Source organism: Sulfitobacter sp. HGT1, from assembly GCF_013282155.1.
Taxonomy (GTDB): domain Bacteria; phylum Pseudomonadota; class Alphaproteobacteria; order Rhodobacterales; family Rhodobacteraceae; genus Sulfitobacter.
Genome location: NZ_BLWI01000001.1, coordinates 139,567 through 153,066, shown reverse-complemented (window position 1 = coordinate 153,066; position 13,500 = coordinate 139,567). Strand labels below are relative to the sequence as shown.

General features: G+C 59.0%; 12 protein-coding genes. 4 read left to right on the top strand and 8 right to left on the bottom strand.

The window, feature by feature from the left end:
• Positions 1-26: 26 nt before the first annotated feature.
• The 8 genes from selB to HGT1_RS00655 all read right to left on the bottom strand — a co-directional run bounded on the left by selB (position 27) and on the right by HGT1_RS00655 (position 10,239).
• Positions 27-1,913, bottom strand: a complete 1,887-nt coding sequence (selB, locus tag HGT1_RS00690) for a selenocysteine-specific translation elongation factor (protein WP_176248053.1) — start codon at positions 1,911-1,913, stop codon at positions 27-29.
• A complete protein-coding gene (gene selA / locus HGT1_RS00685; protein ID WP_176248052.1) occupies positions 1,910-3,295 on the bottom strand; it encodes an L-seryl-tRNA(Sec) selenium transferase in 1,386 nt (461 codons plus the stop codon). The genes selB and selA overlap by 4 nt, the downstream gene beginning before the upstream one ends.
• Positions 3,296-3,422: 127 nt before the next feature.
• Positions 3,423-4,346 (bottom strand): MYG1 family protein, encoded by a 924-nt coding sequence (locus HGT1_RS00680; RefSeq protein WP_176248051.1) that lies wholly within the window; start codon positions 4,344-4,346, stop codon positions 3,423-3,425.
• A 241-nt stretch (positions 4,347-4,587) separates the two neighbouring features.
• Positions 4,588-5,877 carry a TRAP transporter large permease gene (locus tag HGT1_RS00675; protein ID WP_176248050.1) on the bottom strand — a complete coding sequence of 430 codons (1,290 nt, stop codon included), beginning with the start codon at positions 5,875-5,877 and terminating at the stop codon, positions 4,588-4,590.
• A 75-nt stretch (positions 5,878-5,952) separates the two neighbouring features.
• Positions 5,953-6,954, bottom strand: a complete 1,002-nt coding sequence (gene dctP, locus HGT1_RS00670) for a TRAP transporter substrate-binding protein DctP (protein ID WP_176248049.1) — start codon at positions 6,952-6,954, stop codon at positions 5,953-5,955.
• Positions 6,944-7,540 (bottom strand): TRAP transporter small permease, encoded by a 597-nt coding sequence (locus HGT1_RS00665; RefSeq protein ID WP_255200048.1) that lies wholly within the window; start codon positions 7,538-7,540, stop codon positions 6,944-6,946. Before HGT1_RS00665 ends, dctP begins: the two co-directional genes overlap by 11 nt.
• Positions 7,506-8,642 (bottom strand): MaoC family dehydratase N-terminal domain-containing protein, encoded by a 1,137-nt coding sequence (locus tag HGT1_RS00660; protein ID WP_176248048.1) that lies wholly within the window; start codon positions 8,640-8,642, stop codon positions 7,506-7,508. Before HGT1_RS00660 ends, HGT1_RS00665 begins: the two co-directional genes overlap by 35 nt.
• Before the next feature lie 37 nt (positions 8,643-8,679).
• A complete protein-coding gene (locus tag HGT1_RS00655) occupies positions 8,680-10,239 on the bottom strand; it encodes an acyl-CoA synthetase (RefSeq protein ID WP_176248047.1) in 1,560 nt (519 codons plus the stop codon).
• 147 nt (positions 10,240-10,386) lie between these two features.
• Here HGT1_RS00655 and HGT1_RS00650 point away from each other — a divergent pair, with 147 nt between their 5' ends.
• The 4 genes from HGT1_RS00650 to HGT1_RS18255 are packed head-to-tail and all read left to right on the top strand — an operon-like array spanning position 10,387 to position 13,431.
• The gene (locus HGT1_RS00650) at positions 10,387-11,172 is read left to right on the top strand and encodes an IclR family transcriptional regulator (RefSeq protein ID WP_176248046.1); all 786 of its coding nucleotides are present in this window, start codon (positions 10,387-10,389) and stop codon (positions 11,170-11,172) included.
• Between the two features lie 3 nt (positions 11,173-11,175).
• Positions 11,176-11,607 (top strand): PaaI family thioesterase, encoded by a 432-nt coding sequence (locus HGT1_RS00645; protein ID WP_255200047.1) that lies wholly within the window; start codon positions 11,176-11,178, stop codon positions 11,605-11,607.
• Entirely contained in the window at positions 11,600-12,835 is a 1,236-nt protein-coding gene (locus tag HGT1_RS00640) for a CaiB/BaiF CoA-transferase family protein (RefSeq protein ID WP_176248045.1), read from the top strand. The genes HGT1_RS00645 and HGT1_RS00640 overlap by 8 nt, the downstream gene beginning before the upstream one ends.
• Positions 12,836-12,861: 26 nt before the next feature.
• Entirely contained in the window at positions 12,862-13,431 is a 570-nt protein-coding gene (locus tag HGT1_RS18255) for a hypothetical protein (RefSeq protein ID WP_255200046.1), read from the top strand.
• Positions 13,432-13,500: the final 69 nt, after the last annotated feature.

Genomic DNA, 13,500 nt, shown 5'->3' with positions numbered 1-13,500 from the left:
AGCGGGGGGCGCGGACAGGTGAAAGATCAATCAGCAAGCGGTGCCATCTGGCGAGTGTCACCTTGCCGCTGCGTGACCCCGATGGTGTCGAAATGCTCCAACAGCGGCACGATGAACTTGCGACTGGTGTGCAGCGCCGCGCGCGCCTGTCCCGTTGTGAAAGACATCGGCGGCGGGAACGCATCGCGCAGGGTCTGGGCCGATTGCACAAGGGTCCGGCTGTGAAAAACCACCTGCTGATTAAGCGCGACATTGGTCAGCGCGACCAAGGTCTCGTCCGCCATCAAAATCGCAAGCAGGTCAGGATCGTCGCCGGTTTCCAAGACGGTGCCAAGACCGGGCGGCACGGTGCCCCCGTCTTTGAACTGCTTTTCGATTTCCTCCAGCCGGTCGCGTTGGGTTTTGGTTAGTGCCGCGGAGGGGTCATGGCTGGTCAAGGCGATCTGATCACCGGCCAAGCGGATCGCGCCTTCGTTGGCCAAACTCTGCTCCACATAGTGCGAGAGCCGCGGCGATTGCTTGCGGTTCGCCCACATGCCGCGCGGTGCAAACCGCTTGATCGGGTGTTCTGCATGAAACGTTTTCAGGCTTTGCAACAGGTCAGCCTGTGCTGTCTGGATGATGTCGGACAAGGCGATCCATCCGGGGGCGATCTGCGTGACTTCGGCCCCGAGCGCTGCCAAAACGCTTGCCGGGTTCTGCCGTGCAATCCGCGCTGCCTCAGACAGATCAGCACAGCCCCTGCCCTGAACACAAAGCGCAGCAACGATGTCGCCTGTCCTTCCACCTGCCGCCGCCTGCATCACCGCCAGACGCGCAGCATCGCCAGATTTGACCCCAAGCGAATGCGGATCAAGCACCACGGCCCCGCCAATCGTCTGGGCCGGTGACAAGGCGCGCAAGATCATGCGCTGGCCTGCAAATGCCGCAACCGGCTTGTCAAAACGCAGCTGCGCAAAGGCTGAATTACCTTGCACGACCTGCCCGCCGCCCATCAGGCGCAGGGTCGCGACAGTATGGGTTGTGCCGAACAGAACCCTGACGTCCGACATATGTTTCAGGGGGGACGGCGCATCATCAAGCAAGCTCAACCGGACATCCATGCAGCGCGCCGCCGCAAAGTCAGCGCCAGCACAGAGCACATCCCCCCGCGTGATATCATCGGCTGCAATGCCCCGCAGATTGACCGCCGTCCGTTCACCGCGGGTGGCATGGTCCAGCGCGGTGCCGCGCACCTGCACGCCTCGGAGGGTCACAGGCCGATCTTGCGGCAGCAGTTTCACCGCGTCAGACAGCGACAGGTTGCCGCCCAGCAGTGTTCCGGTCACGACCGTCCCCAGACCCGGCATGGTGAAAACCCGGTCGATGGGCAGAAAGCCGGCTTTCGGATGTTGCGCGACAGGGACGTCGCCCAGCAGGCCCTCCAACCCCTTGTGCAGAGTCTGCATACCAGTCTCTAAGTAGGTAGAAACGGGTATCAACGGCACATCCCCAAGGCCCAACCCGCGCAGAGTTTCACGGATCGCCTCAAGCCGCGTTTCCAGATCACCGGCGGGCAGTAAATCGACCTTGGTCACCGCGACAAAACGCACAGGGACGCCCAGAAGTCTCGCAATGCGCAGATGCTCTATCGTTTGGGGGGCGACGCCATCGACGGCGGAAACGACCAACAGCGCCGCCTGCGCACCGCTGGCACCGGCGACCATCGCGCGGATGAAATCCTCGTGGCCGGGCGCGTCGATCAGATCAACGGTGCCGGACGGATAACGGCAATAGGCAAAGCCAAGGTTGATCGACAACCCGCGTTGCTTTTCCTGCGGCAAGGTATCCGTTTCCATGCCGGTCAAGCCCCGTACAACTGTGGTTTTGCCATGATCCACATGCCCGATCACAATGACGCAAGCCGATGTCATGTGGCGCAGGCTTGGCCGATTGCATCCACGATCGGCGGCAGTTCTGTGTCGGCCACGGTGCGCATGTCGAGCAGTAACTGCCCTTGGTGCAGGCGACCGATCACCGGCACAGATGCAGACCGCAACGCAACAGCAAGCGCATCAGCCGCCATATCGGGGTGGTCGACCCTCACACAAAAACTGGGCAGTTCCTGCTGCGGCAACGATCCGCCCCCGACAAAAGCCGCCGACGGAACAACAGACGCGGCAGCCACCCCGTTTAGCAGCGCGACAAGCCTATTGGCCCGCGTTTGCACATCGTCCAGGGGTTCGGACAGCATCTGAAGCACAGGGATCGTTTTGAACGGATCATGCGGGGCACGGTACAAACGCAACGTCGCCTCGAGTGCTGCAAGCGACAGCTTGTCGATCCGCAAGGCCCGCAGCAACGGATGGGACCGCAGCTTGGCGATCACATCGGCTTTGCCCGCGATAATCCCGGCTTGGGGGCCACCCAGCAACTTGTCGCCGGAAAACATCACCACATCAACGCCCGCCTTGAGGATATCACTGACAACAGGTTCATCGGTCATCCCATAAGGCGACAGATCAATCAGGACACCACTGCCCAAGTCCTCCATCAGGATCAGGTTCCGGTCTTTGGCCAGCTTCGCCAGATCGCGCCTGTCGGGTGCGGAGGTAAATCCCACGATCTTGAAATTGCTGGTGTGGCTTTTCAACAAAACGGCAGTGTCGTCATCAATCGCATCGGCATAATCGCTTAGCCGAGTTTTGTTGGTCGCGCCGACCTCGCGCAGGATGGCACCGCTTTGGGCAATCACATCCGGCAGGCGGAACGATCCGCCGATTTCGATCAGCTCGCCCCGTGACGCGACAACCGTGCGGCCCATCGCCGTCCCCATTAACCCCAACACAACGGCGGCGGCGCAGTTGTTCACAATCAACGCGGCCTCTGCCCCCGTCAGTTCGCAAATCAGCGCCTCGGCATGATCATACCGAGAGCCGCGTTTGCCCGTGGCCAAATTCAGTTCAAGGTTGGACGCGTTCGCGCCGACATCCTGCATGGCCTGCACTGCCTGAGGGGCAAGACGCGCACGGCCAAGATTGGTGTGGATGATGATACCCGTCGCGTTCACCACGGGTCGCAAATTCATATGACGCGCTCGGTCTATCGCCAGCCGGATACCGTCAGCAAAGCCGCCCCCCGCGAAATCAGGCAGGTCCACCTCAGCGCCTTTGCCGATCGCGTTGCGCAAGGCGTCCAGCGCAGCGCGAAGAGCGCCGATGACCTCTGGCCGGCTATAGGTTTCAACGCATGCCTGAATGCTGGGAAAGGTCAGCATCACCTCGATCTGGGGCAGTTGCCTAAGTTGGTCTTTCACGGAAATCCCTGCCTCTTGCTGGACGGTCAGTCTATCCCCGTGGCGGGCAAGGGCAAGCGTGATCAGACACCAAACATCACTCGCCGCACCTGTCAGTCAGATGCGGCGGCGCGCAGGTCGCAGCGGCTCAGGCTTTTTCTGCGTCACTGACTGCCAAACCCGCCATCTCGAGCGCGGCTTCGCGGGTGGCGGCGACGGCGATGAACAAACCGTTGTGGCAGAATTTTGCGCCCGTCACGCCACATGCTTGCTCAAGCTCGGCATCGGTCAGGCCCGCCCATGCGGTGGGCAGATCGGCGCGCTGGTCAAAGCTGTCGCCGCTCAGCCGAATGCCCGTGATCGCCCAATCGGTGTCGCGCGGGTGCACGACGAACAACAGATGATCGGCACCGGCAGTTTCGATGGCGCTGCGAAACGGCATCCCCATCGGCAGTTCCAGAACGCGCGCAGGGCCGGCAGTTTCGATGGCCCCCATCACAACGGCTTCGGCGCGGCGCTTGGCGGCTTTGCCAGCCAGCGACCCTTCGATAAAGGCGCGCGCAATTGGCAGCGCTGCGGCAAAGGCTTGATCGTCGGCATCGGGGCTGCGGTCATCAAAAACCGGCTTGAGCGTGCCGAGGAGTGTCGGCAAGGTCAGCCCCGCCAGTTGGCCAGCCGTTGCCGGGGCCAGATCGCCATTATCCACCAGATCAATCGGCACAACAAAACCGGTATCAAAGCTTTTGTGGATGCCTTCCACATCGACCTCAGGCACCCCGAAGGCGCGCAGATAGTCGCGCCCGTAATGCGCCCAGATCAGCCCGAACGAACTGTAGGGCTGGCCATCTTCCCGCAGGGGGTTGGGGCGTTGATGGTGGTCGAATATCTGCGCGTCGGCATCGTAATGGCGGCCGACGTCATAGATGATTTTGTCTGGCGCAGGGGTGGTCCATGCCGCATCGCGGGTGCGCACCAGTTCGGCATCGGGAAACAACCGCGTCAGGATCACAGAGGACAGCAATTCATCTGCATGAAAACCGCCGGAATGTGTAACAAGATGGGTGATGGTCATGAAAAGCCCCTGACAAATATGAAAAAGGCGACCTGTTCAGCCGCCTTTGGAAAGCCAGATTTTCTGCTGTATTCATCCGACGCGTCGCGGTGATGTACAGTGAGTTCGCCCCGCAATCAAGCAAGCGGTTGACCGCCAAGGTCAACCGTTATCCGCAAAGCGAGGCGCGCAATATATCGCTGCGGCCAAGGCGCGGCATGGCCCCCGATGGAGCGGGCGTTTGAGGATGTGATACCACGGATCAGCGGCTCATGAGGTCGGGCAGGAACAGGGTGATCTGGGGGAAGGCGAGCAACAAAACGAGGATGATGATCTCCATCCCGAGAAAGGGCAGTATCCCCCTGAAGATCGTGCCGAGCGGAACCTTGGTTTGTGCGGCGGCCACATAGGCGTTCAACCCCAGCGGCGGCGTCAAAAGGCCGATCTCCACCGTTTTGGTCACCACGATGCCGAACCACACCGGGTTACATTCGAGCGCCATCGCCGTCGGAAAGGCCAGCGGCATGGCCAGTGACAAAATGGCAAGCTGGTCCATGAACATGCCCATGACCAGCAGGGCGACAATGATGACGCCGATGATGACTTCGCGCGGCATGTCTGTTGTTGCCACGAATTCCAGCAAGCTGTGCGTGATGCGGGTAAAGGCCAGGTAGTTCGAGAAAATCGCCGAACAGGCGACGATCGTGACGATCATCACCGTGGCGCGGATGGCGCTGCTGACCGATCTGTTGAACTGCACAAAGTTTAAGGTGCGCTGCGCCAGAACGATGACCAGCGACCCCATGACCCCAAGGGCCGCCGCCTCGGAGGGCGATGCGATACCGCCGTAGATTGCACCGATAACGGCGATCATCAGCAACACCATCGGGATCACGTGCCGGCTTTGCTTGATGGCTTTGTTAAGCACAAAGGGTTCGCCTTTGGGAGCTTGGTCCGTGGTCTCGGCAATGATCTTGATCACCACGCCCAGACCGACAGCGGTCAAAAGGCCGGGGATGATCCCCGCGATGAACAGCTTGCCGATCGAGGTTTCTGTCAAAACGCCATAGACCACCAGCACGATAGAGGGCGGGACGACCACGGCCAATGTGCCGCCGACGCTGACAACCGCCGCCGCAAGACGATCAGAGTAGTTATGTCGACGCATCTCGGGGAATGCAGAAGCCGCCATCGCAGCCGTCGACGCCGTGGAACTGCCAACCAGCGCCGCCAGAAGAACCGAAGCCGCGACAGTAGCGATGGCCAGTCCGCCTTTGACGTGGCCGATCCAGGACTGGCAGGCAATGATGGCCCGGCGGGTCACATCCCCTGCGGTCAGCAATTCGGCCATCAGGATAAACAGCGGGATGGCAACCAATATAAAGGAGGAAGACGAGTCAAAGAAGGTACGTTCCAACACCGCCAATGCAGGTTTGAACCCAAGCTGCGCCGCAAGACCAAGCGTGCCGGTGATACCCATCGCAAAAGCGATTGGCACGCGTGCCGCCATGAGAACGGCAAGAATAATAAGTATGATACCGAATGTAAGCATCTGATGAATTTCCGCTCCGTCTGTGGCAGGCGGCCGCCGCAGCGACCGCCCGGATAAGTGTTTCGGAACGCGATGTTATTCGCGGGTCAGCGCGCTGTAGCTTTCAAGAACGGCGGCAGCCTTGTCATCTTGCAGGCGCTCTGCCCAATCGACGCTGACAGCCACCAAAGCATCCGTGATCGTCGCAAGCTCTTCTTCGGTGAACGTATAGGTGTCGATGCCTTCCGCTTTCCAGCTTTCGATCAGCCCTTCGACGGACGCGTCTTGTGCTTGTGCAACGTGAACGGCGGTTTCATTTCCAAGCGCAAGCATCTTGGCCTGAACGTCCTCAGGCAGGCCGTCGAAAAGATCGGTACGGACCACCATGATAAAGCTGTAGCCGCCGAACGACCCGTTGGTTGAAATGTGGCTAACGACTTCGTTCAGCTTGTAGCCGGGTACCGATGCCAGCGGGAACAACACCGCATCCAGACGGCCACGCTCCACGGCGGTATATACCTCTGGCCCCGGAATTGAGATGCCAACACCGCCAAGCGCACGCGCGGTCATCGCTTGCGTCGACCCCGAGGTGCGCACGTCAAGCCCGTCCCAATCCGCTGGCATCCCAAGCCGCTTTTTGGCGAGCACCTGATAGGGCGGCAAAACGAAACCAAAGACCGGTGTAACACCCGACGCCAGAATTTCGTCGCGCAGCGGGCCGTCTTGCAGCATCGTTTGCAGCGCAACTGTGCCCTGTTCAGCCGAGCCATAATAGCCGGGCAGCCCCACGACAGAGTTCAGTGGCAAGACGTCCGCGTGATAGGACGCGCCAAGCAATGCGACGTCCAGAATGCCGTTGTTGACAGCATCCAGCTGGGCTTTGGATTTTGCCGCCTGCTGTGATGGAAAATGCTCGAAGGTGATCGCGCCATCTGTGGCTTCGGTCACAGCGGCCATCCACTTGGTCGTGCCTTCGACAGAAACGATGTGGCTGGTGGATTGAAAATCACCAAGGCGCAGCGCTTCCGCGTGGGCAGCCATTCCGGCAAATACAAACGCGCTTGCCACGGCTGAAATCAGTTTATTCTTATGTTTCATTTGGTTTTCCTCCCATTGGGTTTGTTGTGGGTACTGACCACGGCTTTCGCGTGAAAGCATCGTGGAGCAGCCGCAGAACCAGAACGCTGCATCCCAAAGGGATCACGGCGTAGGCCCACCCAAGCGGCCAATCGATTGCTCCGTATTCGACATCCCCATTCGAGATGGCTTTGAAAGCAAATTTCCCCGACATCCATGTGACCGCGCCAAAGAACAGCACAGGCAAAAGCAATCGCAATTTGGCGACAACCCTTCCAAAAACTCCGGGTAGATGTTCGGGCACAAAATCCAGCGCCAGATGCCCGCCGTCACGGAAAACCCGCGACAAGGACAACGTGGCAAGTGCCGGCATCAAGTACAGTTCGGTCAATTCGAACTGGATCTGCACCGGCCTGTTAAAGAAAAGCCGGAGCAGAATATCTGCATTGATCAACGCCGCCACGGCGACGAGGCCGAGGCACCCTCCGATATGAAGGGTGTCCTCTATCTTGGTCAGAAGTTTTCCCAGAAATTTCAACGAAGCCTCCCCAGCTGTTGAAGCGTGGTGGACCTCAGCGTTTGGGCAATTCCACGATGGCAGACCCAACAGCCGACATTTCGCCGTCTTGCTGTTCCGCACGTTGCTTGATTTCCAGCAAGAAGCGGCCGTCTTCCTCGAACTTGCGAACAACGGTGCCGTGGATCAGGATGATGTCGCCTTCGGGGTTGTGACGGCGGACTTCGCATTTCGACTTGGCAAGGAAACCGTCATCGCCCATCCAGTTGGTGATCTGGTGCGTCAGCCACGACGTCCGCTCGGGGCCATAGTCATAGGCACCCGGCGCACCGACTTCGAGGGCAAATTCTTCTTCCCAATGCACGCGCTCGGGGCAGTCGGGAATGCCGAACTTGTTCTTGATCCCCGCGCTTGGGTGTTTTTGCTGCAATTGCCAGGCCAGCTTGTTGGCACGGATGTACAAACCACCCCAGCCCTGCGCGTAAGCAATAAAACCGGTCGCCGTCATCGGGCCCTTGACCATTGTGGGCAGTTCGTCGCCTTCGTTGACGTCATCCCAATAACGGGTTTCGGCACCGCGGATCGTTTCCTGCTCGTAATACTTATAGTATTTATCCAGTTCTTCCTGCGTATAGACCTTGCGACCGTTCTTTTTGGCCTCGGTGTATTTGGTGCCGTTTTCGCGGGCCTGATCGCGGTCGGTGCGGAAACACCAGCTATCGGCCTCGGCCAGCATCTCGCCGGTCTTCGCGTCATAGAAATCAACGTGATAAATCTGCTGGATCGCCTTACCTGCAAAGCGGGTGTTATGCTCGATCAGGTCTTTCAGATAAGCCTCGGTGCGGAACTCCGTGTTGCGCAGGATCGGCTTGTGCCATGTCCAGTTTGCGCCCGACCACATGGCGTGAACGCCCGGCAGACCGCCCACATACCCCGAGATGATCCGGCTGGTGGCAAACAGGAAGCTCGGCAGTGCCAGAACATCACCGTATTTTGTGGTTTTGCCGTACTCAGGGTCGCACCACAGCGGATTGTCGTCGCCGATGCCGTGGGCATAGTGGCGGATGTTGTCGCGGGTCGCCTCATAGCACCATGGCTCGACCGTTCTTTCGATTTTTACGCCGACGCGCTTGCGCAGGTCTTCCAGACCTTCATCCGTGATCTTCGGGAATTTACGTGTCATCTCGTTCATTTCGTTCTCCTTGAAAATATTGGGCCGGCGTCGCGGATCATTCCGCAGCAGCCAGTTTTTCGGCTTCCTGATCTCTCAGAATTTTTCGGTTCACTTTTCCCGCCGGCGTCTTCGGAAGCTCCGTGACGAACGCGATCTGGCGGGGGTATTCATGGCGGGCCAATCTGGCGCGCACGTGATCTTGGATGCTTTTGGCCAAGCCGGGTGTTTCGGGGCCTTTGAGGATGATGAAAGCTTTGACCACCAAACCGCGAAGCTCATCGGGGGCACCGATGACGGCACATTCGGCAACTGCCGGATGGCTCAGGACGGCGTCCTCGACCTCGACCGCACCAATTGTCCAGCCGGCGGAAATGATCACATCGTCGGCCCGGCCACCGTGGTAAAAATAGCCATCCTCATCCACACGGCCCAGGTCTTTGGTCGGAAACCATTCGCCGCGCTTCTTGACCATCAGTTCGCCGGTCTCGCCCGGATCAGCCGGTGTTCCATCGGGGCGTTGCACTTCGACCTCGACACCCGGAACTGCTTTGCCCATCGCGCCTTCGCGGACCTCAAGATCATCGGCACCCGGATAGTTTGCGATGATCACGCCGATTTCGGTCGTGCCGTACATCGAACGCACCTTGGTCCCGAAAACCTGTTCGACGTAATTCGCGGTTTCAGAGTCAATCGGCTCGCCGGTGAAAGACAGCTTTTCAAAGCAATAGGAAAAACTCTCGGCCTTGCCGGAATTCCGCATCATCCGGTAATGCGTCGCTGCTGCCGTCAGGTTGGTGATGCGGAAATCATGCAAGGCGCGCAGCAGGCGGACTGCATCGAATTTGCCGCTGAATGTCCCTGTCGACACCCCCATCGCCAGCGGCGCAAGCGTGCCATGCCAAAGGCCGTGCCCCCAGGCGGGTGATGACGGGCAAAAGAACCGATCGTTCGGGCGAATACCTGTGGCATAAAGCGCGGCAACCATCAGCGTCACGATCGACTGGTGGCTGTGTTTGACAGCAGCAGGCAGGGCGCGGGTCGTCCCCGAGGTATATTGCAAAACCGCCAGATCGCGGCCCGACGTATCCCAGTCATAGGTGGCGGGCAGGTCATTTAGCCCCTCGAGGAAATCGTGATCGACCACCGTCACATTGCTGGCACCCCCCGATATCGCGTCAGGGGCCTTTTCAGCATTGGTAAAGAACACCACAGGTTTGCAGTCGCCCACCCGCAGCTGAATTCCGTCCGGCCCGAAAAGCGAAAACATGGGCACCGCAACGGCACCGCTTTTGATTACCCCGAACATGGCGCTGTAAAAGGCCAGCGAGGGTTCGATCATCACCGCGACCCGGTCGCCTTTCTTGACACCTTTCGCATCCAGATAATGGGCGATCTGCGAGGAGCGCCGCGAGACTTCCTCAAAGGTCAGCACTTCGTCGGCACCGTCAGAATGCGCGATCCGAAGCGCTATGTTTTGTCCGTCTACATGCCGGTCAAGGCATTCATGCCCGATATTGAACCGCGTCGTGTCGCCGTCGAACAGCTCCCAAAGCTTCTCTTTCGAGTAGTGCTTTTGAGCGTCCGCGTAGGACGTGAATTCCGTCAACCGGGTCATTCCCGTCTCCTCCCCAAAGTTTCTGGCGGGCCGCTCTGAAGGTGTGGCCTGCATTGTTGACAATGGTAGGGATCACAATCAATTGTTGTCAATATGATTCCTTTATTGTATATGTACAACAATATCCGAGTCAGACAGGGGACTGAAATGACCAGCGAAGACAAGAAATCAGCCACCAAGCGACAGGTGCCGGCAGTGACCCGCGCCCTTGCTATATTGAGGCTTCTGGCACGATCGAACGAACCGATCGGGGTCAATCCCATCGCGAGGGAGCTTGATCTGATCCCAAGCACCTGCCTGCATATTCTGCGTGTTCTCGAGGATGAGGGGCTGGTGGAATTTGATTCGAATCTGAAACGCTACACGATCGGAATCGGCATTCTGCCCCTCGCCAGAGCAGCACTTCAGCGCAACACTTTCTCGACGTTGATCCAGCCCAAACTGTCCGAGCTGTCGCAGAAATTCGGTGTGACCGGGATCGCCACCCAGCTTTCCGAGCCGGGGCAAATGGTGGTCGTTGCGCTTTCTCAATCAGACATACCGTTTCGGCTTCAGGTCGATCTGGGCAGCCGTTTTCCCGCCCTGATCAGCGCCAGCGGACGCCTGTTCGCCGCCTTCAACATGACGGACGAAGACGAGCTGAAAACCGCGTTTGACAAGCTGGCATGGGATCACCCGCCCTCGCACGAGTTGTGGCGCGAACAGGTCAGGCAGGCGCGCGAACTTGGCTATGCGGTTGATCAGGGCAGCTATATTTCCGGCGTTACCGTTGTTGCGGTTCCGGTCTTTGGCGCAAACGGCAAGATGACCCGTTCAATCGTCGCCATTGGCATATCGGAACGCCTGAAAGACAAGGAAATCCCGAAACTGGTCAAGGCGATGAAGGCCATTCGGGAACACATCGAAAACATTCAGATCGATACCGGGAGTTAGATCGTGACGGCACATCGCACTGCACCAGACGGCTGGCGGGCATTGAAGATTGACGGGTTTATGGCGCTGATCGGCCCGCTGTTGCGGTCGGCGCAAACGGCGCAAAAACACAGCTATGCGCTGCAAACCAACGAGACCCATAAAAACCATCTGGGCATTGTTCATGGCGGCGTCATCACCAGCCTTCTGGATCAGGTGATCGCGCTTAGCGCATGGAACGCCGCAGACCGGCGACCAACGGTCACCGTCCAGATGGAGACGCGTTTTCTGGGTGCTGCCCGCGTTGGTGATTTTCTGGAAATCCGCCCCGTGATCCGTCAGGCAACGCGGTCTTTGATCTTTGTCGATGCGGATATCACCTGCGGTGACAAGGCGATCGCAAGCGCGTCCGCCGTCATGAAGATTTCAAAACAATCGGGAGAAAACCATGAGTGACACCCAAGAGCAGACCCCGACTGGGCCGCAGGCCGGCCCTTTGGCAGGGATCAAGGTCCTCGACTTTTCACGGATCCTGTCGGGCCCTTACGCAAGCATGGTGCTGGCCGATCTGGGGGCCGAAGTCATCAAGATAGAGCCGATTTCAACCGGCGACGAGACCCGTAACTTCCCGCCTTTCCAACACGGGATGAGCCATTATTACATGGCACTAAACCGGAGCAAGAAAAGCATTTCCCTTGATCTGAAATCCCCCGAAGGGATGCAGATCGCAAAGGATCTGGCGCAGCAAAGCGACATCGTTCTCGAGAACTTCCGCCCCGGCGTGATGGACCGGCTGGGATTGGGGTATGACGCTTTGCGCGCCGTGAACGAACGGGTGCTCTATTGCTCGATCACCGGGTTTGGCACCGACAGCCCGCATGGCGACAAACCCGCCTTTGACATTGTGGCCCAAGCGCTGTCCGGGGTGATGAGCGTGAATTGCGAACCGGGTCAGGCACCAAACAAGCTGGGCATTCCCTTGGGCGATCTGGCCGGAAGCATCTTTTCGCTTTTCGGATTGCTCGCAGCGCTGCACGAACGCAACACAACCGGGCGCGGCAGGCATATCGAGGTGGCGATGCTCGACAGTCTCATCGCGTTGCAAGGGTATTTGTCGCAGATCTATTTCGTCACCGGAAAAAGCCCCGAACCCGTTGGCACCCAACATCCCAGCATCGTACCCTATGGGTCGTTCCCGACATCTGACGGGCATGTCATCGTGGCCTGCCTGACCGAACGTTTCTGGCATAATTTCGCACGCAGCCTGGACCGCGAAGACCTGATCAAAGACGCCCGTTTTGCCCTATACGAAGCGCGACTGGCCAACCGCACCGCATTGCAACCGATCATCCATGCGCGCATGACCCAAAACACCACCGAATACTGGCTTCAACGGCTCGAAGAATTCGACGTGCCCAGTGCGCCGATCCTGTCCATCGGTGAAGCGCTGGAACAGGATCACGTTGCCAAGCGCGGCCTTGTGGAAACGGTGGTGCATCCGGAAATCGGTGAAATGCGGCTGGTGCGCGGGCCGATCCGATTTGACGGGGCAGGACCAAACAAGGCCGCAGCCCCCGCCCTCTTGGGCGAAAATACGATAGAGGTTCTGACCGAACGCCTGAACCTTACCCCCGCCGAAATAGCCAAGCTTGTTTCGGATGGCATCGTGGGATCAGCCCGCTAACACAGCGGCGTGGCGAGACTGTGCCCGTGAACCTGTCGGAAGAGAGATTGGCACCGGTGCACAGTGACGCCGGGCAATTGGTTCTGGCGACGCGGATTGCATTGAAACAAGAACCGCCCGCGTTTTCCCTCGATGCAAAAACCTCAGGGCGACCCCGCCGGGCCGGTTTACCCGTTGAAAACCGCAATGGTATGTTCTTTGCGTATATGGGGCCGGTGTCCGAGTTTTCCGTTGAGAACATCGCCCTGCCCCCGTTTGACTTGCACTGGTACCGGTCAACCGCAAACGATCAAACAGACCTGAGCAGGATTCCGGTCACTTCATACTCCAGCAAGACCCGCCCCTACCGCGCGCTGATGGCCGAGCTATCGCGCAGGATTGCTGGTTTGCAGGGTGGGTCTGGTACAAGCCAATATCGCAACGGCGACAATGTTTCTGCCACACCGCGGCCATGCCCCAAGCCGGCAAACTGGGATATGACCCCAAGCTGTTTTCGGGCGCAATTGCGGCAGGGCGCGCGCAAACCGGGAAGCCTGAACGAGGTCATGTTAGGTGCCTTGCCCTACTGCCTGACCATGCTGTTGATGGCCTTCTAGCTGATCGCCTTTCCGGGTATCGCGCTCTTCTTGCCGGCGTATCACAGGGCAGACGCGCGAAATGCGGTG

Bases quoted from the DNA above. Each gene is read 5' to 3' on its own strand.
- selB (WP_176248053.1), bottom strand. From the start codon at position 1,913: ATGACATCGGCTTGCGTCATTGTGATCGGGCATGTGGATCATGGCAAA.
- HGT1_RS00680 (WP_176248051.1), bottom strand. From the start codon at position 4,346: ATGACCATCACCCATCTTGTTACACATTCCGGCGGTTTTCATGCAGAT.
- HGT1_RS00675 (WP_176248050.1), bottom strand. From the start codon at position 5,877: ATGCTTACATTCGGTATCATACTTATTATTCTTGCCGTTCTCATGGCG.
- dctP (WP_176248049.1), bottom strand. From the start codon at position 6,954: ATGAAACATAAGAATAAACTGATTTCAGCCGTGGCAAGCGCGTTTGTA.
- HGT1_RS00660 (WP_176248048.1), bottom strand. From the start codon at position 8,642: ATGAACGAGATGACACGTAAATTCCCGAAGATCACGGATGAAGGTCTG.
- HGT1_RS00655 (WP_176248047.1), bottom strand. From the start codon at position 10,239: ATGACCCGGTTGACGGAATTCACGTCCTACGCGGACGCTCAAAAGCAC.
- HGT1_RS00650 (WP_176248046.1), top strand. From the start codon at position 10,387: ATGACCAGCGAAGACAAGAAATCAGCCACCAAGCGACAGGTGCCGGCA.
- HGT1_RS00640 (WP_176248045.1), top strand. From the start codon at position 11,600: ATGAGTGACACCCAAGAGCAGACCCCGACTGGGCCGCAGGCCGGCCCT.